The sequence below is a fragment of the Kitasatospora sp. NPDC058478 genome (assembly GCF_042720345.1).
GTDB lineage: Bacteria > Actinomycetota > Actinomycetes > Streptomycetales > Streptomycetaceae > Kitasatospora.
The window spans coordinates 15,676-34,847 of record NZ_JBHXML010000029.1 but is presented as its reverse complement, the minus strand read 5'-3'; the positions used below and the strand labels follow the sequence as shown (position 1 = coordinate 34,847).

Genomic DNA, 19,172 nt, shown 5'->3' with positions numbered 1-19,172 from the left:
CCGCCCCCGTGTGCGTCCTAGAGGGGGCGCAGGGCGCCGCCGTCGACGGGGATCATCACACCGGTCAGGTAGGAGGCGGCGGGGGAGAGCAGGAAGGCCGCGACCTTGCCGAACTCCTCCGGGGTGCCGTAGCGGCCGAGCGGGATGGTCGCGGCGGCCTGGGCGCGGGCGGCGTCCGGGTCGCCGCCCAGGGAGTCCAGCTCGCGCACCCGGTCGGTGTCGATCCGGGCCGGGAGCAGGCCCACCACCCGGATGCCGCGCGGGCCGAGCTCGTCGGCGAGGGACTTGGCGGCCATCGCCAGCCCCGGGCGCAGGCCGTTGGAGATGCCCAGGCCGGGGATCGGCTGGCGCACCGAGCCGGAGAGCACGAAGCCGATCACGCCGCCCTCGCCGAGGGCTGCGGCGGCGGCGCGGGCGAGCCGCAGCGCGCCGAGGAAGACCGACTCGAACGCGTCGCGCCAGGCCTCCTCGGGGGCGGTGGCCACCGGGCCGGCCTGGGGGCCGCCGACGCTGATCAGCACGCCGTCGAGCCGGCCGAAGTGCCCGGTCGCCTCGGCGATCAGCCGTTCGGCGGTCGCCGGGTCGGCGTTGTCGGCGGCCAGGCCGTGGGCCGTCCCGGCGCCGCCGATGGCGTCCAGCTCGGCGACGGCGGCGGCCACGGACTCCTTGCCGCGCCCGCTGACCAGCACCCGTGCTCCGTCGGCGGCCAGCTCCCGGGCGGCGGCGAAGCCGAGGCCCCGGGTGGCGCCGGTGGCCACGTACACCTTGTCCTTCAGTCCAAGATCCATGGGGACCATCCTGCCGGGTGGCGGGCGCGAGGGGGAGGGCCGGGGGCTGGGGCGGGGTGACGTGGCGCCGGGGGGTGGTGGAGGGCGGGCGGTGTACGGGCTGGCGTTGACGTCCGGGTCAAGGTCTACCGTCGGTCCCGGCGGCGTGCGGAGGCGGGCCGGGAGAGCGGGTGCGGGGATGCGGATCGGGGAGCTGGCGGAGCGGGCGGGGACGACCACCCGGGCGCTGCGGTACTACGAGCAGCTCGGCCTGCTGCCGGCCCGCCGGGCGGGCAACGGCTACCGGGCGTACGACGAGGAGGACCTGCGGCTGCTGCGGCAGATCCGGACGCTGCAGGACTTCGGGTTCGGCCTGGAGGAGACCCGCCCGTTCGTGGAGTGCCTCCAGGCGGGCCACCCCGAGGGCGACTCCTGCCCGGCCTCGCTGGAGGTGTACCGGCGCAAGCTCGCCGAACTGGACGAGTGCATCGCCCGGCTGCAGGACGTCCGGGCCCAGGTGGCCGGGCAGTTCGACCGGGCGGTACGGGCCCGGGACGGGCTGGCGGCCGAGCCCTCCGGACAGCCGCCGCGCTGTGAACTGGCGAACGAATGGGCGAAGGAGTAGACGATGGTGCAGATCCCAGGGGTGCCCGCGGTGACGGACGACACGTTCGCCGCGGAGGTGCTGGCGGCCGAAGGGCCGGTGCTGGTGGACTTCACGGCGGACTGGTGCCCGCCGTGCCGGATGATGGCGCCGGTGCTGGCGGACGTCGCCCGTGAGGAGGCGCACCGGCTGCGGGTGGTCAGCGTGGACGTGGACCGCAATCCGCGCACCCAGGCGGCGTACGGGGTGCTGTCGATGCCGACGCTGATGGTGTTCCGCGGCGGCGAGCCGGTGCGTTCGGTGGTCGGCGCCCGGGCCAAGGCGCGGCTGCTGCGCGAGCTGGAGGACGTGCTGTAGGCGGTTCTCCGGGGCGTTCCCCCGGGTAGGGGCCTCGGGCCGGGGCCTCAGGCCGCCGGTACGGCCTCGACCGGCACCTCGGCCTCGGCGGCCTGCTTGGCCCGGTCCTTGGCCTCGCGGCGGGCCAGCACCCCGACCCCGACCGGGATCATCGCGGTGAACAGCCACCACTGGATCGCGTACGCCATGTGCGGGCCGATGTCGGAGTGGTTGGGCTCGGGGATCAGCTCGGGCTGGTCGGCGGGGGCCGGGGTGGTGGCGGTGAGCTCCAGGTAGCCGCCGAGCACGGTGGTGACGCCGGTCTCCTTGGCCTGCTGCTCGGTGTTGATCAGGTTGAACTGCCGGTCGGGCAGGCCGGCGCGGTCCTTGATGCCGCTGCTGCCCGTGGTCTCGTCGGCGCGCATCCGACCGGTGAGGGAGACCTCGCCGGTCGGGGCGGCCGGGACGGTCGGGTAGGCGGTGGCGCCGCCGTCGCCGGCCACCCAGCCGCGGTTGACCAGGATGCTGCCCCTGCCGTCGGAGAGCTTGAGCGGGGTGATGACGAAGTAGCCGATCGTGTCCCCGCTGGAGTCGGTCCGCTTGCGGACGACGAACTCGTGCGCCGTGTCGTACTGCCCGGTGGCCGTCACCGGGTGCCAGATGAGGTCCTTGGGCACCGCGAAGCCGGGGGCCGACGACACCGTGTCGAACGGCACGGGGGCGACGGTGAGGGCCTTGCCGATCAGGTCGTTCCGGGCCACCCGCGACTCGTGGCGGTGCAGCTGCCAGAAGCCCAGCTCGATCGTCGCGGGGATCAGCAGCAGCGCGATCAGCATGGTGATCAGCCACTGGCGGGTCAGCAGAAAACGGTACACATGGGCACGGTACGCCGACTTCACATCCGGCTCACGCACCGGGGTGCGGGGCGACCTCGCGGAGCAGTTGGAGGAAGGCGTCCTCGCCGACCACCGGCGTGCCGACCTCGCGGGCCCGGCGGGCCTTGCCGCTCCAACTGCCCGGCTCGTTGGTGACCAGCAGGCTGGTGAGCCGGCTCACCGAGGTGGCGATGTGCAGGCCGGCCTCGGCGGCGCGGTCCTCCAGCAGCTCCCGGTCGGTGGCGGTGTCGCCGGTGAAGGCCACCCGCATGCCCTGCACCAGCGGCTTGCCGTCCTCCCAGCGTCCCGGGTTGGGGTACGGGCAGGGCGGGCGCTTCTTGGCCTGGCGGTAGGCGGCGCCGGTCCAGGAGGCGCGGCCGGGGGTGGCGGGCTCGTCCTCGCCGAGGTCGGTGACGGCCACGCAGGCCTGCACCGGCAGCGGGACGCCGCCCTGGCGGGCCAGGTGCAGGCTGGGGCGGAACGCCTCGGCGAGCACCCGGGCGTCGTCCAGGGCGTTGTGGGCGTGCTGCTGGCGGACGCCGAAGTGGGCGGCGAGCGAGGACAGCTTGCCGTTGGGCAGCGGCAGCCGCAGGTCGCGGGAGAGCACCATGGTGCAGATCCGCTGCTCGACCGGGGCGCGCAGGCCGGCCCGGGAGAACTCGCGCGAGATCATGTTCCAGTCGAAGAGCGCGTTGTGGGCGACCAGGACCCGGCCGTTCAGCCGGTCGGCGAACTCGTCGGCGATCTGCGGGAAGGTCGGGGCGCCGGAGAGCAGCTCCGACGTGAGGCCGTGGATCCAGACCGGGCCCGGGTCCCGCTGGGGGTTGACCAGGGTGTACCAGTGGTCGGTGACCTCGCCGTCCGGGTCCAGCTGGTAGACGCCCGCCGAGATGACGCGGTCCGAGCGGCCGAGGCCGGTGGTCTCGACGTCGACCACCGCGAAGCCCTCGGCGGGGGCGGCGGTGCGCTGGGCGGGGACCTGGACGGTCCGCGGCGCGCCGTACGTCTCGGGCTGGATCGGGTGCATGGTCCAACAGGATAAGCGCCGTCGGGCCCGCGTCCGGTCGAAATGTTCCGGCCGAGCGACCGGAATAGAGTATTCCGCATAGGCGTCGCCTAGCCGGTCGACGCCGTCAACCGGCTGCCGACACCCCCCGGCGGCCGACTCCGTAAGGACGAACTCCCATGCGCGCCACCGTGATCCACGGCCCCAATGACATCCGGATCGAAGAGGTCCCGGACCCGGTGATCCAGCACCCGACGGACGTCGTGGTGCGGGTGGTGAACGCCTGCATCTGCGGCAGCGACCTGTGGGCGTACCGCGGGGTGGCCCAGCGGGTGGCCGGGCAGCGGATCGGGCACGAGTTCCTGGGCGTGGTCGAGGAGGCGGGCGCCGAGGTGCGCGGCTTCGCGCCCGGCGACCTGGTGGTGGCGCCGTTCGTCTGGTCGGACGGCAGCTGCGACTTCTGCCGGGAGGGCCTGCAGACCTCCTGCCCGCACGGCGGGTTCTGGGGCGAGGTCGGCTCCGACGGCGGTCAGGGCGAGGCGGTGCGGGTGCCGTTCGCGGACGGCACGCTGGTGAAGCTGCCGAAGGAGGCCGCGGGCGACGAGAAGCTGCTGCCGGGGCTGCTGGCGCTGTCCGACGTGATGGCCACCGGGCACCATGCCGCCGTGTCGGCGCGGGTGCGCCCGGGCGTGACGGTCGCCGTGGTCGGCGACGGCGCGGTGGGCCTGTGCGGCGTGCTGGCGGCGCACCGGCTGGGCGCGGACCGCATCATCGCGCTGGGCCGGCACACCGCCCGCACCGACCTGGCCCGGCGCTTCGGCGCGACCGACGTGGTGGCCGAGCGCGGCGAGGCCGGGATCGAGGCGGTGAAGGAGCTGACCGGCGGCCAGGGTGCGCACGCGGTCCTGGAGGCGGTCGGGACCGAGGAGTCGATGCGTACGGCCGTCTCGATCGCCCGGGACGGCGGCGCGGTGGGCTACGTCGGCGTTCCGCACGGCGGCAGTGCGGGCGTCGACATCGGTCAGATGTTCGGCCGAAACGTTTCGCTCAACGGCGGCGTCGCCCCGGCCCGCGCCTACATCCCCGACCTGCTGCCGGACGTCCTCTCCGGGGCCATCGAGCCGGGTCTGGTGTTCGACCGCACGGTGGGCCTGGACGGTGTCCCGGACGGGTACCGGGCGATGGACGACCGCTCGGCGCTGAAGGTCCGGATCACTTTCTGACGATGCGTCAGAAGGGGCGGCACTGTTGGACGGTGCCGCCCCTTCGGCATGTGGCGGCGGTGTCGTGAAGTGGCGCGAGTGGTGGTTTTCGGCCAATTGGATAGTGCGAGAGGGTGAACGACTGGCTGATCGCGGTCAACCCCTTTCGGGGCGGACGCGACGCTCCTAGCATTGCGCGGCGCGCACACGGATTGTGACGCCCCTCACGTCCGATCGTTCCCCGTGTGCGACCGCTACGCCGAAGGAGTGAGGAGAGACAGAGTGGATTCGCCGCCGATCACCACTACCCCTACGGAAGTCCAACTCATCGATGAGAGCGAGGAGTTCCGTACCCTGAGGCGCTCGTTCCGGAGCTTCGCCTTCCCGGTCACCATCGGCTTCGTGCTCTGGTACCTGCTCTACGTGCTGCTCTCCTGCTACGCGCCCGGCCTGATGGGCGCCAAGGTCGTCGGGCACATCAACGTGGCCCTGGTGCTGGGGCTGCTGCAGTTCGTCACCACCTTCGCCATCGCCGCCTGGTACGCCCGCTACGCCGACCGGCGGATCGACCCGACCGCCGCCGCGATCCGCGAGGCCCACGGCGCCGTCGTCCACGCTCCCCGGGAGTCCGCCGAATGACCCTGCTCGCCAGCTCCGCCACGGAGCACCGCGGCATCACGATGACCCTCTTCGGGTTGTTCGTGCTGGCCACCCTCGCGATCACCGTCTGGGCCGGGCGGCAGACCAAGGACGCGGCCGACTTCTACGCCGGCGGCCGCGGCTTCACCGGATTCCAGAACGGCCTGGCCATCTCCGGCGACTACATGTCCGCCGCGTCCTTCCTCGGCATCGCCGGCGCCATCGCGCTCTCCGGCTACGACGGCTTCCTCTACTCGATCGGCTTCCTGGTCGCCTGGCTGGTCGCGCTGCTGCTGATCGCCGAACCGCTGCGCAACTCCGGCCGCTTCACCATGGCGGACGTCCTCGCGTTCCGGATGCGCCAGCGCCCGGTGCGCACCGCGGCGGGCGTCTCCACCATCGTGGTGTCGATCTTCTACCTGCTCGCCCAGATGGTCGGCGCCGGGACGCTGGTCGCCCTGCTGCTCGGGGTCAACGGGGACGCCGCCAAGCGCTGGACCATCGTCGCGGTCGGCGCGCTGATGGTCGTCTACGTGGTGATAGGGGGCATGAAGGGCACCACCTGGGTGCAGATCGTCAAGGCCGTGCTGCTGATCGCCGGCACCGCGCTGATGACCGTCCTGGTGCTCGCCAAGTACCACTTCAACCCCTCGGAACTGCTCGGCGCCGCCGCCAGTGCGAGCGGCAAGGGCGCGGCCTTCCTCGAACCGGGGCTGAAGTACGGGGCCAGCGACACCAGCAAACTCGACTTCATCAGCCTCGGGATCGCGCTGGTGCTCGGCACCGCCGGCCTGCCGCACATCCTGGTCCGCTTCTACACCGTGCCCACCGCCAAGGCGGCCCGGAAGTCGGTGCTCTGGGCGATCGGCATCATCGGCGTCTTCTACCTGATGACCCTGGCGCTCGGCTTCGGCGCGGCGGCGCTGGTCGGCCCCAAGGCGATCAAGGCGGCCAACGCCTCCGGCAACACGGCGGCCCCGCAGCTGGCCGAGGTGCTCGGCGGAGGCTCCGGCACCACCGGCGGCGCGATCCTGCTCGCGGTGATCTCCGCCGTCGCCTTCGCCACCATCCTGGCCGTGGTCGCCGGACTCACCCTCGCGTCCTCCGCCTCCTTCGCGCACGACCTGTACGCCAACGTGATCCGGCGCGGCAAGGCCACCGAGAAGCAGGAGGTGCTCTCGGCGAAGTGGGCCGCCGTCGCGATCGGCGCGGTGGCCATCGTGCTCAGCCTCTTCGCGGGCAAGCTCAACACCGCCGCCCTGGTCGCCCTGGCCTTCGCGGTGGCCGCCTCGGCGAACCTGCCCACCCTGCTCTACTCGCTGTTCTGGAAGCGCTTCACCACCTCCGGCGCGGTCAGCTCGGTCTACGCCGGCCTGATCAGCTCGGTGGTGCTGGTGGTCTTCTCCCCGGTGGTCTCCGGCGCGAAGACCTCGCTGTTCCCGGACACCGACTTCCACTGGTTCCCGCTGGAGAACCCGGGCCTGGTCTCCATCCCGATCGGCTTCCTGGCCGGGTGGATCGCCACCCTGCTGTCCAAGGACCGACCCGACCCGGCGAAGTACGCTGAACTGGAGGTTCGGGCGCTGACCGGGCTGGGCGCCCACTGACCGGGCGCCCACCGACCGACCGGCGATGACTATGCTGGCCCGGCCCGCCGTGACGGTGGCCGGGCCGGCCGCATTCTCGGGAAGGGACGCACGTGCTGCTCGACACCTTCGGACGCCAGGCCGTCGACCTGCGGGTATCCCTCACCGACCGGTGCAACCTCCGCTGCACCTACTGCATGCCGGAAGAGGGCCTGCGCTGGCTGGCCAAGCCCGAGCTGCTGACCGACGAGGAGATCGTCCGGCTGGTCACCCTCGCGGTGCGCGACCTGGGCGTCCGGGAGGTCCGCTTCACCGGCGGCGAGCCGCTGCTGCGCCCCGGCCTGGTCGCCATCGTCGCCGCCTGCTCGGAGCTGGATCCGCGCCCCGAGCTGTCCCTCACCACCAACGGCATCGGGCTGGCCCGTACCGCGACGGCGCTGCGCGAGGCCGGGCTCGACCGGGTCAACGTCTCGCTGGACACCCTCGACCCCGAGGTGTTCCACACCCTCACCCGCCGCCACCGCCACCAGGACGTGCTGGCCGGGCTGGCCGCCGCCGAGGCCGCCGGGCTGACGCCGGTCAAGCTGAACGCGGTGCTGATGCGCGGGGTCAACGACCACGAGGCGCCCGACCTGCTGGCCTGGTGCCTGGAGCACGGCTACGAGCTGCGCTTCATCGAGCAGATGCCGCTGGACGCCCAGCACGGCTGGGACCGCTCCGCGATGGTCACCGCCGAGGAGATCCTCGACCTGCTCCGCGCGCGGTTCGCGCTCACCCCGGAGCCGTCCGCCCGCCGGGGCGCGGCGCCCGCCGAACGCTGGCTGGTGGACGGCGGCCCGGCCCAGGTGGGCGTGATCGCCTCCGTCACCCGCCCGTTCTGCCGGGCCTGCGACCGGACCAGGCTGACCGCCGACGGGCAGGTGCGCAACTGCCTGTTCGCGACCGGGGAGACGGACCTGCGCACCGCCCTGCGCTCGGGCGCGGACGACGCCGAGCTGGGCGCGCTGTGGCGGGCGGCGATGTGGGGCAAGAAGGCCGGGGCCGGGATCGACGACCCGGAGTTCCACCAGCCCGAGCGACCGATGTCGGCGATCGGCGGCTAGCGGGCCTCGGACGGCGTGGGAGGCCAGGAGCGCCCCGGGCGGCCAGGGTGTCTCGGGCGGTCAGGGCGTCTCGGACGACTCGGACGGGTCCGGGGTCCAGTCGGCGAAGGCGACGACCTCCTTGAGGAAGCCGCGCACGCCGAGGAACTGGGACAGGTGCTCACGGTGCTCGTCGCAGGCGAGCCAGGTCTTGCGGCGGTCCGGGGTGTGCAGCTTGGGGTTGTTCCACACCAGTACCCAACGGGCGTCCGCCCGGCAGCCCTTGGCGGAGCAGATCGGCGTCTGCGGGGTGTCCATCGGGTCGTCCTCAGCGCTAGGCGGGTGGTCTGCACCGCCAGTGTTTCACGCGCTCCGCGCGGCCCGGAGGGAGCCCGCCCGGATCCGGGCATGGCGACGCCGGGCAGCCACGGGGGGAGCCGCCCGGCGTCGGTCCGTCGCTCCGACGGGGGATGCGGAGCGCGTACGCAGTATGTCACGCCAGGGGCCTCGGATGGGGAGGTCTTGCATGATTAATCTGAGCTTCTTCTGAGCTTTCTTCGAGCCGGATTCTCTCGAAACGTCGCGAAACGGACGGTCAGTTCTGGCCCTGTGAAGGATCGGTGGCAGCGGTCTTTGCCCCTCCTGTACCGGGGGCCCCAGCTGCCCCACCCCTCCCACCCGTCCCACCGGGGCCGAGCATCAGCGGGGTGTCCAGCGGGATGTCGAAGGTGCTCGGCAGTCCCGGCGCCCGCTCCCGGCCCGCGTTGGCGATCAGGACGGCGAAGTACGGCAGCAGCACGGCGCCGGCCAGCGCCGCGAACGCCAGCCACCGCTGGACGTCCCACAGCACCACGGCGAGCAGCACGCAGACCGTCCGGAGCAGCATCGAGACCACGTAGCGGCGCTGCCGCCCGCGGACGTCCTCGGTGAGGCTGCTCCGCGCTCCCGTGATCCGGTGGACCTGCTGTCCACCGTCGGCGCTCTTGCCCATGTCCTACCGCCCTCGTCCACGCTCCCGCGCGACTCGCCGCGCGGCCTCCTCACGGTACGCCTGGGCAGCGGGGACGACGAGACCGGGTGGGGCGGACCCACCCGGTCGGGTGTGCGAAGGGACTGTCCGGCCGATCGGGACGGGCAATCGGGACGGGCAATCGGGACGGGCAATCGGGACGGGCAAGCGGAACGGCGGGGCGAGGGGCCTCACGACCGCCGGGAGAGGAACTGCGGCGGGACGGCGTCGGTGAGCCAGACGCCGTTGTCGCTGATCCGGAACTCGTGGCCGGCCGCCGCCATCGCGGCCGCGTTCACGGTGAGCACCACCGGGCGGCCGTGCCGGGCGCCGACCCGGACCGCGGTCTCGGTGTCCGCGGACAGGTGGACGTCCTGCCGGGCCATCGGGCGCAGGCCCTCCCGGAAGATCGACGCCAGGTGGCGGTCGGCGGTGCCGTGGTAGAGCACCGGGGGCGGCACGGTGGCGGCCAGGCCGAGGTCGACCGCCACCGTGTGGCCCTGGTTGGCGCGGATCGAGAGACCGTCCGCGGAGTAGCCGAAGCGGCGCTTGTTGTTGGCCGCCACCACGTGGTCCAGATCGGCCCTGGTCAGCCGGTTGCCCTTCGCCGCGAGGGCGGTGAGGAGCACGTCGATCCGGATCCAGCCGGACTCGTCCAGCGTGACGCCCACCCGCTCCGGTTCGTGCCGCAGGATGCGCGACAGCATCTTGCTCGTCTTGACCAGCCGCTTCTCGTCCATCATGTCTCTCGTATCCCCCCGTTGGTCAGTGGCTATGAGGCCTGGCTGACCGAACTCATGTTGAAGTCCGCGACACGCACGGGTGGCATCGCGGTGCGGGTGAAGTAGTCGCTCCACTCGCGGGGCAGGCAGCGCTCGGTGCGGCCCGCCTCGGTGATCCGGTCCAGCAGGTCCACCGGGGACTCGTTGAACCGGAAGTTGTTGACCGCGCCGACGACTTCGCCGTTCTCGACCAGGTAGACGCCGTCCCGGGTCAGACCGGTGAGCAGCAGCGTCGCCGGGTCCACCTCGCGGATGTACCAGAGGCAGGTGAGCAGCAGGCCGCGCTCGGTGCGGGCGATCATCTCGTCCAGGGTCGGCGCGCTGTCCTGCTCGGCCGTCTCCAGCACCAGGTTGTCGCCGAACGGGCGCAGCGGCAGGCCGGTGAGGCCGGCGGAGTGGCGGCTGGTGACCAGGTCGGCCAGCACGCCCTCGCGGATCCACTCGGTGGCGTCGATCGGCAGGCCGTTGTCGAAGACCGAGATGTCCCCGCCGGTCGAGTGCGCGAGGACGAACGGCTCCGACTCCAGGCCGGGTTCGGCCGGGTCCGTGCGCAGCGTGAGCGGCAGCCCGGCGAGCTTGTCGCCGATCCGGGTGCCGCCGCCGGGCTTGGAGAAGACGGTGCGGCCCTCGTGGGCGTCGCGGCCGACGGCGGACCAGGCGAGGCAGAGCATCAGGTCGGCGACGGCCGAGGGCGGCAGCAGCGTCTCGTACCGGCCGGCCGGCAGGTCCACCTTGCGGGCGCCCCAGCCGAGGCGCTTGGTCAGCTCGGTGTGCAGGGCGGTGACGTCCACGTCGGAGAAGTCCCGGGTGGCGGCGCCGGCCCACGCGGAGCCGGACAGGTCGGCGGTCTTGGCGTTGATCTCGACCATTCCGGTCGGCTGGTCGTGGCGCAGCCGCAGGCCGGTGGAGGTGCCCAGGTAGCTGCTGACCACCTCGTGCCGGGCGAAGCCGTACAGCAGTTCGCCCTGCGCGGCGGCCCGGGCGAAGGCCTCGCCGAGAGCCGGGCCGAAGGCGTCGAACACCGCGATCGAGGTCTCGGCGGGCGGCCGGGTGAAGTCCGGGGAGGACGGCCGGTCGGCCACCAGCGGCTGGGCGTCCTCGGCCGGGCCGGCCGCGCGGGCGGCCTCCTCGGCGGCGCGGACCAGGCCCTCCACCTCGTCCGGGGTGACGGCCTCGCGGGAGACCACGCCGGAGGCGGTGCCCTCGGCCCCGGCCACGGTGGCGATCACGGTGAGGCGGCGGCCGCGGGTGACGCCGTTGGTGGTCAGCGAGTTGCCGGCCCAGCGCAGGTTGGCGGTGGACTCCTCGTCGGCGATCACCACGCAGCCGTCGGCGCGGGCGAGGCCGAGTGCCAGCTCGACCAGTTCGTGGGGCTGCATCGCGGTCATCAGTGACCCGCCTCCTGCTGGGTGTTGAGCACGTTGACGTTGCGGAACAGCGCCGACGGGCAGCCGTGGCTGACCGCCGCGATCTGGCCGGGCTGCGCCTTGCCGCAGTTGAAGGCGCCGCCGAGGACGTAGGTCTGCGGGCCGCCGACCGCCGTCATCGAGCCCCAGAAGTCGGTGGTGGTCGCCTGGTAGGCGAAGTCCTTGACCTGGCCGGCGAGTTCGCCGTTCTTGATGGCGTAGGCGCGCTGGCCGGTGAACTGGAAGTTGTAGCGCTGCATGTCGATCGACCAGGAGCGGTCGCCGACGATGTACAGGCCGTTCTCCACCCCGGCGAACAGGCCCTCGGTGTCCGGGCCGTCGGCGGCGGGCTGGAGCGAGACGTTGGCCATCCGCTGCACCGGCACGTGGGCCGGGGAGTCCGCGAAGGCGCAGCCGTTGGAGCGCTCGAAGCCCTTCAGCTTGGCCATGCCGCGGTCGAGTTGGTACCCGACCAGGGTGCCGTCCTTGACCAGGTCCCAGGACTGGGTGGCGACGCCCTCGTCGTCGTAGCCGATCGTGGACAGGCCGTGCTCGGCGGTGCGGTCGCCGGTGACGTGCATCAGTTCGGAGCCGTACCTGAGCGAGCCGAGCCGGTCGAAGGTGGCGAAGGAGGTGCCGGCGTAGGCGGCCTCGTAGCCGAGGGCGCGGTCCAGCTCGGTGGCGTGGCCGATCGACTCGTGGATGGTCAGCCAGAGGTTGGACGGGTCGATGACCAGGTCGTAGCGGCCGGCCCGGACGCTCGGCGCCTTCATCTTCTCGGCGAGCAGGGTGGGCAGTTCGGCGAGTTCGGCGTCCCAGTCCCAGCCCGTCGCGGGCAGGCCCCGGCCGTCGGGGGACGGCCCCCGGACCCCCGTGAGGTACTCGAAGCCGCGTCCGACCGGCGGGGCCAGCGTGCGCATCGAGTCGAAGGCCCCGGTGCGCTCGTCCACCGAGGTGGCCTCCAGCGTGGGGTGCAGCCGGATCCGCTGCTGGGTGGTGACGGTGCCCGCGGTGTCCGCGTAGAACTTGTTCTCCTGGACGGTCAGCAGGCTCGCCTGGACGTGCGAGACGCCCTCGGCGGCCAGCAGCCGCGAACTCCACTCGGCGAGCAGTGCGGTCTTCTCCGCGTCCGGCACCTCGAAGGGGTTCACCTCGTAGGAGGAGACCCAGGTGGCGTCCCGGTACACCGGCTCGTCGGCCAGCTCGACCCGTTCGGCGGAGCCGGCGGCCCGGCTGATCCCGCCGGACAGGCGGGCCACCGCGACGGCCTGCTCGGCGACCCGCGCCGCCGCGTCGGCGGTGAGGTCCACCCCGGCGGCGAAGCCCCAGGCGCCGTCCAGCAGCACCCGGACGGCGAAGCCGAGTTGCACGCTGTCGGAGGTGCCGGCCGGGCGGGCGTCGCGCAGCCGCCAGGAGGCGCTGCGGACCCGCTCCAGGCGGAAGTCGGCGTGGGCGGCGCCGAGTTCGCGGGCCCGGGTGAGGGCGGCGTCGGCGAGGGTGCGCAGCGGGAAGGCGAGGAACAGCGGGTCGACGGCGCGCCCGTGCGGGGCGCCGACGCTGTCGGCCGGAGGGATCGGAGGCAATCGTGCTCCCTGGTCGCGGAGGGTGGCGGTGCGGCGCCGCACAGGGGCGCCCGCACCGCATCATGGCTGGTCCAGGGGGTTTCGGCCAGCGCATTTCGGCCGGTGCGCCGCCGTGGTGGCCGGTCGGTCAGCCGACGCTCTCCCACCAGCCGTCCAGCTCCGGCGGGTTGTCCACGTCGACCCGCTCGCCGGGGCGCGGCACGGCCAGCGGGACGGCCTGCGCCTTGGCCTCGGCCAGCACCCGCTCGATCGGCTCGGCCCACGGGTGCAGGCCCAGGTTGAAGGTGCACCAGTGCACCGGCACCAGCAGGCCCGCCTGGAGGTCGCGGTGGGCGCGCACGGCGTCCTCGGGGGTCATGTGGATGTCGGCCCAGGCGGCGTCGTAGGCGCCGATCTGCACCAGCGCGGCGTCGAAGGGGCCGTGCCGGTCGCCGATCCGGGCGTAGCCCTCGAAGTAGCCGGAGTCACCGGTGTAGAAGACCTTGCGGTCGGGGCCGGCGATCACCCAGGAGCCCCACAGGGTGGTGTTGCGGGTCAGGCCGCGGCCGGAGAAGTGGTGCGCCGAGGTGAGGGTGAGCACCAGGTCGCCGAGGGTGCAGGTCTCGTCCCAGTCCAGCTCGATGATGCGGTGCTCCGGGACGCCCCAGCGGCGCAGGTGGCCGCCGATGCCCAGCGGTACCGCGAACGGCGCGGACTGGCTGCGCACCAGGCGCTTGACCGTCGCCATGTCCAGGTGGTCGTAGTGGTCGTGCGAGATCAGCACGGCGTCGACCTGCGGCAGCTCCTCCAGTTCCACCGGCACCGGGTGCAGCCGCTTGGGGCCGACGTGCGCGGCGGGGGAGCAGCGCTCGCTCCAGATCGGGTCGAGCAGCACCCGGGAGCCCTCGATCTCCACCAGCGCGGAGGCGTGCCCGTACCAGGTGATCGCCACGCCCTCGGCGGCCGGGCCGGGGCCGCCGGCGGGGCGGACGGTCGGCACGGGGTGGGCGGGGACGCGGCCCTCGCGTTCGAACAGCATCCGGCGGATGGTGCCGCGGTCGATGTCCGGGGCGGTGGTGGCCCGGGCCAGGGTGGAGGGGGCGTTGTGGAAGACGCCGTCGCGGTACTGCGGCGAGTCGCGCACCCGCTCCTCGTGCTCGCCGTCCGGCCGCCGGCCGAACGCCGCCGGCAGGTCGCGCAGCGACCAGGCGGCCGCTCCCAGGCCGGCCGCGAGGGCGGTCAGGGCCAGCAGCCGTCCGTTCCGGTGGGTGCTCCTGGGCCGTGCCTTGGTCATGCGCCCTGCCTTCGTTCCTCGCGGGACCCTTCGGGGATCGGTACGGCCGGTCCCGGGTCGGCCCGCACCACGGGGGCAACGGGTGCGCGGGGCCGTGTTGTTCCCGTACGGCGGCGCCGGCTGGGCTCCGGCCGTGGTTCGGTCAGGGCGGCTGAGCAGGTGCGGGGCGCTGCGGGTACGGATTGTCGGATTGCGACAGTTCCTCCGGTGCGGCGCTGTGGGAGCCCGATGCGCCGACACCGCCGACCGCCCGATAGCGTCACACTGCGTACGCGTTCCGACGTACGTCCGCACACACGGAGAGAGGTGGATCGTTGAGCCGCTCGGTTCTCGTCACCGGAGGAAACCGGGGCATCGGCCTCGCGATCGCCCAGGCCTTCGCCGAGGCGGGTGACAAGGTCGCCATCACCAGCCGCTCGGGCGAGGTGCCGGAGGCCCTGCAGAAGTACGACGTCCTCGCGGTGCGCTGCGACATCACGGACGCCGCGCAGGTCGACGCCGCCTTCACCGAGATCGAGGAGAAGCACGGCGCGGTCCAGGTGCTGGTCGCCAACGCGGGCATCACCAACGACACCCTGCTGCTGCGCATGTCCGAGGAGGACTTCACCTCCGTCCTGGACACCAACCTGACCGGGGCCTTCCGGGTGGTCAAGCGCGCCTCGAAGCTGATGATGCGCGCCCGCAAGGGCCGCGTCGTGCTGATCTCGTCCGTGGTGGGCCTGTCCGGCTCGCCGGGCCAGTCGAACTACGCCGCGTCCAAGGCGGGCCTGGTCGGCTTCGCCCGGTCGCTGGCGCGCGAGCTGGGCCCGCGCAACATCACCGTCAACGTGGTCGCCCCCGGCTTCGTCGACACCGACATGACCGCTGTGCTCAGCGACGAGCGCCGCGCGGACATCGTCTCGGGCGTGCCGCTGGGCCGCTACGCGTCGCCCGCCGAGGTCGCGTCCACCGTGCGGTTCCTCGGTTCGGACGAGGCCGCGTACATCACCGGAGCCGTCATTCCCGTGGACGGCGGATTGGGCATGGGTCACTGAGCATGACTGGAATCCTTGAGGGCAAGCGCATCCTGATCACGGGTGTGCTGATGGAGTCCTCCATCGCCTTCCACGCCGCCAAGCTCGCCCAGGAGCAGGGTGCGGAGATCATCCTCACCGCGTTCCCGCGCCCGAGCCTGACCGAGCGGATCGCCAAGAAGCTGCCGAAGCCGGTCACCGTGCTGCCGCTGGACGTCTCCAGCGCGGAGGAGCTGGCGGGCATCGCCGACACGGTCCGCGAGCACCTGCCGACCCTGGACGGCATCGTCCACTCGATCGGCTTCGCCCCGCAGGACGCCCTGGGCGGCAACTTCCTGGACACCCCGTGGGAGTCCGTGGCCACCGCGATGAACGTCTCGGCCTTCTCGCTGAAGTCGCTGACCATGGCGCTGCTGCCGCTGATGCAGGACGGCGGCTCGGTCGTCGGCCTCACCTTCGACGCGCAGTTCGCCTGGCCGCAGTACGACTGGATGGGCCCGGCCAAGGCCGCCCTGGAGTCGACCAACCGCTACCTGGCGCGCTACCTGGGCGAGCGGGACATCCGCTGCAACCTGATCTCGGCCGGCCCGCTCGGCTCGATGGCCGCCAAGTCCATCCCGGGCTTCGGCGACCTCGCGGACACCTGGAACCACCGCTCCCCGCTGAAGTGGGACCTGACCGACCCGGAGCCGGCCGGCCGCGGCATCGTCGCGCTGCTGTCGGACTGGTTCCCGAAGACCACCGGCGAGATCATCCACGTCGACGGCGGTCTGCACGCCATCGGCGCCTGACCGCTTCGCCGCACGCCGCTGCCCGGCACCCTCGTGGGGGTGCCGGGCAGCGGCGTTCCAGGACGTGCCGGGGCGCCTCAGGCGTCGGCGGGGGTGCACGCGCCGATGGCGCGGCCGGCCTCGACGGAGGCGCGCTGGGCGTCGCCGGCCCGGATGGCGTCGAGGATGGTGGCGTGGCCGATGTAGCGCTCGGCGACCAGCTCGGGGCCGACGTCGTGCCGCAGGTGGGCGCGGGTGACCTCGCCGAGGTCGGCGTAGACGGCGGCCAGCACGTCGTTGTGGGCGGCGGCGACGACGGCCTGGTGGAACGCGGCGTCGGCCTGGATGAAGTCCTCGGCGTCGCCGGAGTGCCAGGCGCTCTCGCGGCGGCCCAGCGCGGCGTCCAGCAGGCCGAGGTCGCGGTCGGTGCGGCGGGCCGCGGCGAGGCCGGCCGCGGAGGTCTCCAGGGCGGCCCGCAGCTCGGCGACCTGCGCCTGGTCGGCGTCGGCGAAGCGGCGGTGCATGACCCCGGCCAGCTCGCTGGTGGCGAGCACGTAGGTGCCGGAGCCCTGGCGGATGTCGAGCAGCCCGTTGTGGGCGAGGGCGCGGACGGCCTCGCGGACGGTGTTGCGGGCGACGCCGAGCTGTTCGACGAGTGCGGCCTCGGTGGGGATGCGTGAGCCGACGGGCCACTCCCCGGAGGTGATCTGGGCGCGCAGCTGCGCGATCACCTGGTCGGACAGCGGGGTGCGCCTCGGCGAGGACAGCGCCACGGGTACTCCTTGCGGCTACGGTTCGATGGACGGGGCCGGCGGGTGGGAGGGCCGGCGTCCGGTGGGGGTGCGGGTCGGCACATCATGCCAATTCGAAGGTGCGCCGATTCATCCCATCATTCTATGATGGTGCCCATGCCTCCCGCAGCAGACACCACCGCCTCCCCACGAACCGAGGCCCGGCCGCAGACCGAGCGGCCCTCCACGCCCTCCTCCGGCAAGCACCTGGGCTGGCTGTTCGCCGTCGCGATCGCCGCCGCCGCCTTCAACCTGCGCCCCGTGGTCACCAGCCTCGGACCGCTGCTCGACCAGGTCCGCGCCGGCCTCGGGATGAACCCGACGCTCGCCGGGCTGCTCACCGCCGTCCCGTCGCTCTGCTTCGGCCTGTTCGGCTTCGCCGCGCCCTCGATGGCCCGGCGGATCGGCCCGATCGCCGTGATCACCGCCGGCATGGGCGCGATCACCCTGGGCGTGCTGTCCCGCTCCTTCGCCGGCGGCACCGCGGTGTTCCTGCTGCTGACTGCGCTCGCGCTGGCCGGCGTGGCGGTCTCCAACGTGCTGATCCCGGTGGTGATCAAGCGCTACTTCCCGGACAAGGTCGGTCCGATGATCGGCCTGTACTCGATGGCGCTGTCGGCCGGCACCGCGCTGGCCGCCGCCGTCACCGTGCCGATGACCAGCGCGCTCGGCGGCGACTGGCGCTACGGCCTGGGCGTCTGGGCCGGCCTCGCCGCGCTGGCGCTGCTGCTCTGGCTCCCGGTGCTGCTGACCAAGCGCGAGCGCGGCGAGCGCGCGGGCGGGGCGGCCGCCGCCAGGCTGCCGATCACCCGCAGCCGGACGGCCTGGGCGATGGCCTGCTTCTTCGGCCTCCAGGCCACCGGCGCCTACGTGGTGATGGGCTGGATGCCGAAGATCTTCCAGGACGCCGGCGTCGACAAGGGCACCTCCGGGGTGCTGCTCGCGGTGACCATGGTGATCGGCGTGCCGGTCTCCTTCGTGCTGCCCAACCTGGCCGCCCGCCGCGGCGACCAGCGGCTGTTCGTCGTCGTGCTGGCCGCCTGCGGCATCGCCGGGTACGCCGGGCTGGCGCTGGCCCCGGCCGGCGCGCCGTGGCTCTGGGCGGTCCTGGTGGGCCTGTCCAACTGCGCCTTCCCGCTGGTGCTGACGATGATCGGGCTGCGCGCCCGCACCGCCGGCGGGGTCGCCCAGCTCTCCGCCTTCGCCCAGGGCGTCGGCTACCTGATCTCCATCCCCGGCCCGATCCTGATCGGCCGGATCTACCAGATGACCGGTGAGTGGTACGGCCCGCTGGGCTTCCTGGCGCTGCTGCTGGTGCCGCAGATGCTGTTCGGCCTGCGGGCCGCGATGGCCCGGCACATCGAGGACGAGGCGGTCCACCCCGTGGCGCAGGTCAAGGCCTGACCAAGGGCCGGCCAACGCCGAGGGGTCGGTGACCGACGGGCGTGTTCGGGGTGGAAGAATCCCGGACATGCCCGTTCTCGATCCCAACCCGACCGACGGCCGCAAGCAGCTCGGTCAGATCGCCCTGGCGATCGCCGGCATCGTGGTGCTGGTGGCGATCATCGCCTCCGTCGCCGCCGCCATAGGCTGATCCGGTCCATCCCCCCCCCGCACGACCGCCGCTCACCGGCCACCCCCGTTTATCGGAAGGGCCGGACGAACGGCGGATGATGACACCCGCCACCCCTGCGAGTGGCGGCATCCGGGAGCATCGCGCCCCGGAGCGGCTTTTCTGCCAAGCTTGCTGGGTATGAGCGCCGACACGTCCCGCAGGATCATCGTTCTCCGCCATGCCAAGGCCGACTGGCCCAACGGCGTGGACGACCACGAGCGGCCGCTGGCCGACCGGGGCCGTCACCAGGCCCCGGACGCCGGCCGCTGGCTGGTCGACTCCGGCATCAACCCCGAGTACGTGCTCTGCTCCACCGCGCTGCGCACCCGCGAGACGTGGAAGCTGGCGGCGCACGAGCTGCCGAAGCGGGCCCGCAAGACCGTGTACGAGGACCGGATCTACGAGGCCAGCCCCGGCGAGATCATCGCCGTCCTCCAGGAGACCCCGGAGGAGTACGCGGACGTGGTGCTGGTCGGGCACAACCCCGGCGTGCTGGGCCTGACCCAGGTGCTGGCCGGGGACGCGGGCGACCGGGACGCGCTGGAGCGGCTGCGGCTCGGCGGCTTCCCGACGGCGGCGATCGCGGTGCTCAGCTTCAGCGGCTCGTGGAAGGGCGTCGAGCCGGGCGCGGCCGCGCTGGTCTCGTACTACACGCCGCAGGACTGACCCGGTACGGAGCTCCGGGTTCCGTACGGGCTCCGTTGCTCCGGGCTCCGTTGCTCCGGGCTTCGGGCTTCGATGACGACGAGGGGCGGGGGGGCCACGGCCCCGCGCCCCCCCACAGGGGCATAAGGCCATAAGAGCTACATCAGCCCGGCACCACGGCCGCCGCC

General features: G+C 73.1%; 21 protein-coding genes. 11 read left to right on the top strand and 10 right to left on the bottom strand.

Annotation, left to right across the window (positions count from 1 at the left end):
• Positions 1 to 17: 17 nt before the first annotated feature.
• The gene (locus tag ACFWPT_RS17985; protein ID WP_063349615.1) at positions 18 to 788 is read right to left on the bottom strand and encodes an SDR family oxidoreductase; all 771 of its coding nucleotides are present in this window, start codon (positions 786 to 788) and stop codon (positions 18 to 20) included.
• 178 nt (positions 789 to 966) lie between these two features.
• Between ACFWPT_RS17985 and ACFWPT_RS17980 the strand changes: the two genes are divergently transcribed.
• Together ACFWPT_RS17980 and trxA are read left to right on the top strand one after the other, a co-directional pair.
• Complete coding sequence (locus ACFWPT_RS17980) at positions 967 to 1,392, top strand: MerR family transcriptional regulator (protein ID WP_063349616.1); 426 nt, start codon at positions 967 to 969, stop codon at positions 1,390 to 1,392.
• A 3-nt stretch (positions 1,393 to 1,395) separates the two neighbouring features.
• Entirely contained in the window at positions 1,396 to 1,728 is a 333-nt protein-coding gene (gene trxA, locus ACFWPT_RS17975) for a thioredoxin (protein ID WP_063349617.1), read from the top strand.
• Positions 1,729 to 1,775: 47 nt separating this feature from the next.
• On the opposite strand, the gene ACFWPT_RS17970 is transcribed toward trxA, so the two are convergent.
• Both ACFWPT_RS17970 and ACFWPT_RS17965 read right to left on the bottom strand, forming a co-directional pair.
• Positions 1,776 to 2,582: an SURF1 family protein gene (locus ACFWPT_RS17970; protein WP_063349618.1), complete on the bottom strand. Its 807-nt coding sequence runs from the start codon at positions 2,580 to 2,582 to the stop codon at positions 1,776 to 1,778.
• Between the two features lie 31 nt (positions 2,583 to 2,613).
• Positions 2,614 to 3,609, bottom strand: coding sequence for a DEDDh family exonuclease (locus tag ACFWPT_RS17965; RefSeq protein ID WP_380376475.1), 996 nt, complete (start codon positions 3,607 to 3,609; stop codon positions 2,614 to 2,616).
• A 158-nt stretch (positions 3,610 to 3,767) separates the two neighbouring features.
• Between ACFWPT_RS17965 and ACFWPT_RS17960 the strand changes: the two genes are divergently transcribed.
• The 4 genes from ACFWPT_RS17960 to moaA all read left to right on the top strand — a co-directional run bounded on the left by ACFWPT_RS17960 (position 3,768) and on the right by moaA (position 8,118).
• On the top strand, positions 3,768 to 4,811 hold the full coding sequence (locus ACFWPT_RS17960) for a zinc-dependent alcohol dehydrogenase family protein (protein ID WP_380376478.1): 1,044 nt from the start codon (positions 3,768 to 3,770) through the stop codon (positions 4,809 to 4,811).
• A gap of 261 nt (positions 4,812 to 5,072) precedes the next feature.
• Entirely contained in the window at positions 5,073 to 5,429 is a 357-nt protein-coding gene (locus ACFWPT_RS17955) for a DUF485 domain-containing protein (protein WP_063349620.1), read from the top strand.
• On the top strand, positions 5,426 to 7,036 hold the full coding sequence (locus ACFWPT_RS17950) for a cation acetate symporter (protein WP_063349621.1): 1,611 nt from the start codon (positions 5,426 to 5,428) through the stop codon (positions 7,034 to 7,036). The genes ACFWPT_RS17955 and ACFWPT_RS17950 overlap by 4 nt, the downstream gene beginning before the upstream one ends.
• A 92-nt stretch (positions 7,037 to 7,128) precedes the next feature.
• The gene (gene moaA, locus ACFWPT_RS17945) at positions 7,129 to 8,118 is read left to right on the top strand and encodes a GTP 3',8-cyclase MoaA (protein WP_380482680.1); all 990 of its coding nucleotides are present in this window, start codon (positions 7,129 to 7,131) and stop codon (positions 8,116 to 8,118) included.
• A gap of 60 nt (positions 8,119 to 8,178) precedes the next feature.
• Here the strand turns inward: moaA and ACFWPT_RS17940 are convergent, their stop codons facing one another.
• The 6 genes from ACFWPT_RS17940 to ACFWPT_RS17915 all read right to left on the bottom strand — a co-directional run bounded on the left by ACFWPT_RS17940 (position 8,179) and on the right by ACFWPT_RS17915 (position 14,150).
• A complete protein-coding gene (locus ACFWPT_RS17940; protein ID WP_380376486.1) occupies positions 8,179 to 8,415 on the bottom strand; it encodes a hypothetical protein in 237 nt (78 codons plus the stop codon).
• A 277-nt stretch (positions 8,416 to 8,692) separates the two neighbouring features.
• Entirely contained in the window at positions 8,693 to 9,088 is a 396-nt protein-coding gene (locus tag ACFWPT_RS17935) for a DUF3099 domain-containing protein (protein ID WP_380482678.1), read from the bottom strand.
• A gap of 209 nt (positions 9,089 to 9,297) precedes the next feature.
• A complete protein-coding gene (locus ACFWPT_RS17930) occupies positions 9,298 to 9,846 on the bottom strand; it encodes an RNA 2'-phosphotransferase (protein ID WP_380482741.1) in 549 nt (182 codons plus the stop codon).
• A 32-nt stretch (positions 9,847 to 9,878) separates the two neighbouring features.
• Positions 9,879 to 11,276: a metallopeptidase TldD-related protein gene (locus ACFWPT_RS17925; protein ID WP_380482676.1), complete on the bottom strand. Its 1,398-nt coding sequence runs from the start codon at positions 11,274 to 11,276 to the stop codon at positions 9,879 to 9,881.
• Complete coding sequence (locus tag ACFWPT_RS17920) at positions 11,276 to 12,877, bottom strand: TldD/PmbA family protein (RefSeq protein WP_380376491.1); 1,602 nt, start codon at positions 12,875 to 12,877, stop codon at positions 11,276 to 11,278. Before ACFWPT_RS17920 ends, ACFWPT_RS17925 begins: the two co-directional genes overlap by 1 nt.
• 127 nt (positions 12,878 to 13,004) lie before the next feature.
• Positions 13,005 to 14,150 carry an MBL fold metallo-hydrolase gene (locus ACFWPT_RS17915; RefSeq protein WP_380482674.1) on the bottom strand — a complete coding sequence of 382 codons (1,146 nt, stop codon included), beginning with the start codon at positions 14,148 to 14,150 and terminating at the stop codon, positions 13,005 to 13,007.
• Between the two features lie 314 nt (positions 14,151 to 14,464).
• On the opposite strand from ACFWPT_RS17915, the gene fabG reads away from it, so the two are divergent.
• Entirely contained in the window at positions 14,465 to 15,184 is a 720-nt protein-coding gene (gene fabG, locus ACFWPT_RS17910) for a 3-oxoacyl-[acyl-carrier-protein] reductase (protein WP_063349627.1), read from the top strand.
• A 2-nt stretch (positions 15,185 to 15,186) separates the two neighbouring features.
• Positions 15,187 to 15,954 carry an enoyl-ACP reductase FabI gene (gene fabI / locus ACFWPT_RS17905; protein WP_371519511.1) on the top strand — a complete coding sequence of 256 codons (768 nt, stop codon included), beginning with the start codon at positions 15,187 to 15,189 and terminating at the stop codon, positions 15,952 to 15,954.
• Positions 15,955 to 16,031: 77 nt separating this feature from the next.
• On the opposite strand, the gene ACFWPT_RS17900 is transcribed toward fabI, so the two are convergent.
• Positions 16,032 to 16,706 (bottom strand): FadR/GntR family transcriptional regulator, encoded by a 675-nt coding sequence (locus ACFWPT_RS17900; RefSeq protein ID WP_371519514.1) that lies wholly within the window; start codon positions 16,704 to 16,706, stop codon positions 16,032 to 16,034.
• Positions 16,707 to 16,841: 135 nt separating this feature from the next.
• Between ACFWPT_RS17900 and ACFWPT_RS17895 the strand changes: the two genes are divergently transcribed.
• From ACFWPT_RS17895 to ACFWPT_RS17885, 3 genes are all read left to right on the top strand, one after another.
• The gene (locus ACFWPT_RS17895) at positions 16,842 to 18,128 is read left to right on the top strand and encodes a CynX/NimT family MFS transporter (RefSeq protein WP_380482671.1); all 1,287 of its coding nucleotides are present in this window, start codon (positions 16,842 to 16,844) and stop codon (positions 18,126 to 18,128) included.
• A 67-nt stretch (positions 18,129 to 18,195) separates the two neighbouring features.
• Entirely contained in the window at positions 18,196 to 18,318 is a 123-nt protein-coding gene (locus ACFWPT_RS17890) for an SGM_5486 family transporter-associated protein (RefSeq protein WP_279634939.1), read from the top strand.
• A gap of 159 nt (positions 18,319 to 18,477) precedes the next feature.
• A complete protein-coding gene (locus tag ACFWPT_RS17885) occupies positions 18,478 to 19,005 on the top strand; it encodes a histidine phosphatase family protein (RefSeq protein ID WP_063349631.1) in 528 nt (175 codons plus the stop codon).
• Positions 19,006 to 19,172 lie beyond the last annotated feature (167 nt).

Coding starts and splice junctions, on each gene's coding strand:
- ACFWPT_RS17895 (WP_380482671.1), top strand. CDS start 16,842: ATGCCTCCCGCAGCAGACACCACCGCCTCCCCACGAACCGAGGCCCGG.
- ACFWPT_RS17890 (WP_279634939.1), top strand. CDS start 18,196: ATGCCCGTTCTCGATCCCAACCCGACCGACGGCCGCAAGCAGCTCGGT.
- ACFWPT_RS17925 (WP_380482676.1), bottom strand. CDS start 11,276: ATGACCGCGATGCAGCCCCACGAACTGGTCGAGCTGGCACTCGGCCTC.
- trxA (WP_063349617.1), top strand. CDS start 1,396: ATGGTGCAGATCCCAGGGGTGCCCGCGGTGACGGACGACACGTTCGCC.
- ACFWPT_RS17980 (WP_063349616.1), top strand. CDS start 967: ATGCGGATCGGGGAGCTGGCGGAGCGGGCGGGGACGACCACCCGGGCG.
- ACFWPT_RS17940 (WP_380376486.1), bottom strand. CDS start 8,415: ATGGACACCCCGCAGACGCCGATCTGCTCCGCCAAGGGCTGCCGGGCG.
- ACFWPT_RS17950 (WP_063349621.1), top strand. CDS start 5,426: ATGACCCTGCTCGCCAGCTCCGCCACGGAGCACCGCGGCATCACGATG.
- ACFWPT_RS17885 (WP_063349631.1), top strand. CDS start 18,478: ATGAGCGCCGACACGTCCCGCAGGATCATCGTTCTCCGCCATGCCAAG.
- ACFWPT_RS17960 (WP_380376478.1), top strand. CDS start 3,768: ATGCGCGCCACCGTGATCCACGGCCCCAATGACATCCGGATCGAAGAG.
- ACFWPT_RS17930 (WP_380482741.1), bottom strand. CDS start 9,846: ATGGACGAGAAGCGGCTGGTCAAGACGAGCAAGATGCTGTCGCGCATC.
- ACFWPT_RS17985 (WP_063349615.1), bottom strand. CDS start 788: ATGGATCTTGGACTGAAGGACAAGGTGTACGTGGCCACCGGCGCCACC.
- ACFWPT_RS17935 (WP_380482678.1), bottom strand. CDS start 9,088: ATGGGCAAGAGCGCCGACGGTGGACAGCAGGTCCACCGGATCACGGGA.
- ACFWPT_RS17915 (WP_380482674.1), bottom strand. CDS start 14,150: ATGACCAAGGCACGGCCCAGGAGCACCCACCGGAACGGACGGCTGCTG.
- fabI (WP_371519511.1), top strand. CDS start 15,187: ATGACTGGAATCCTTGAGGGCAAGCGCATCCTGATCACGGGTGTGCTG.
- ACFWPT_RS17965 (WP_380376475.1), bottom strand. CDS start 3,609: ATGCACCCGATCCAGCCCGAGACGTACGGCGCGCCGCGGACCGTCCAG.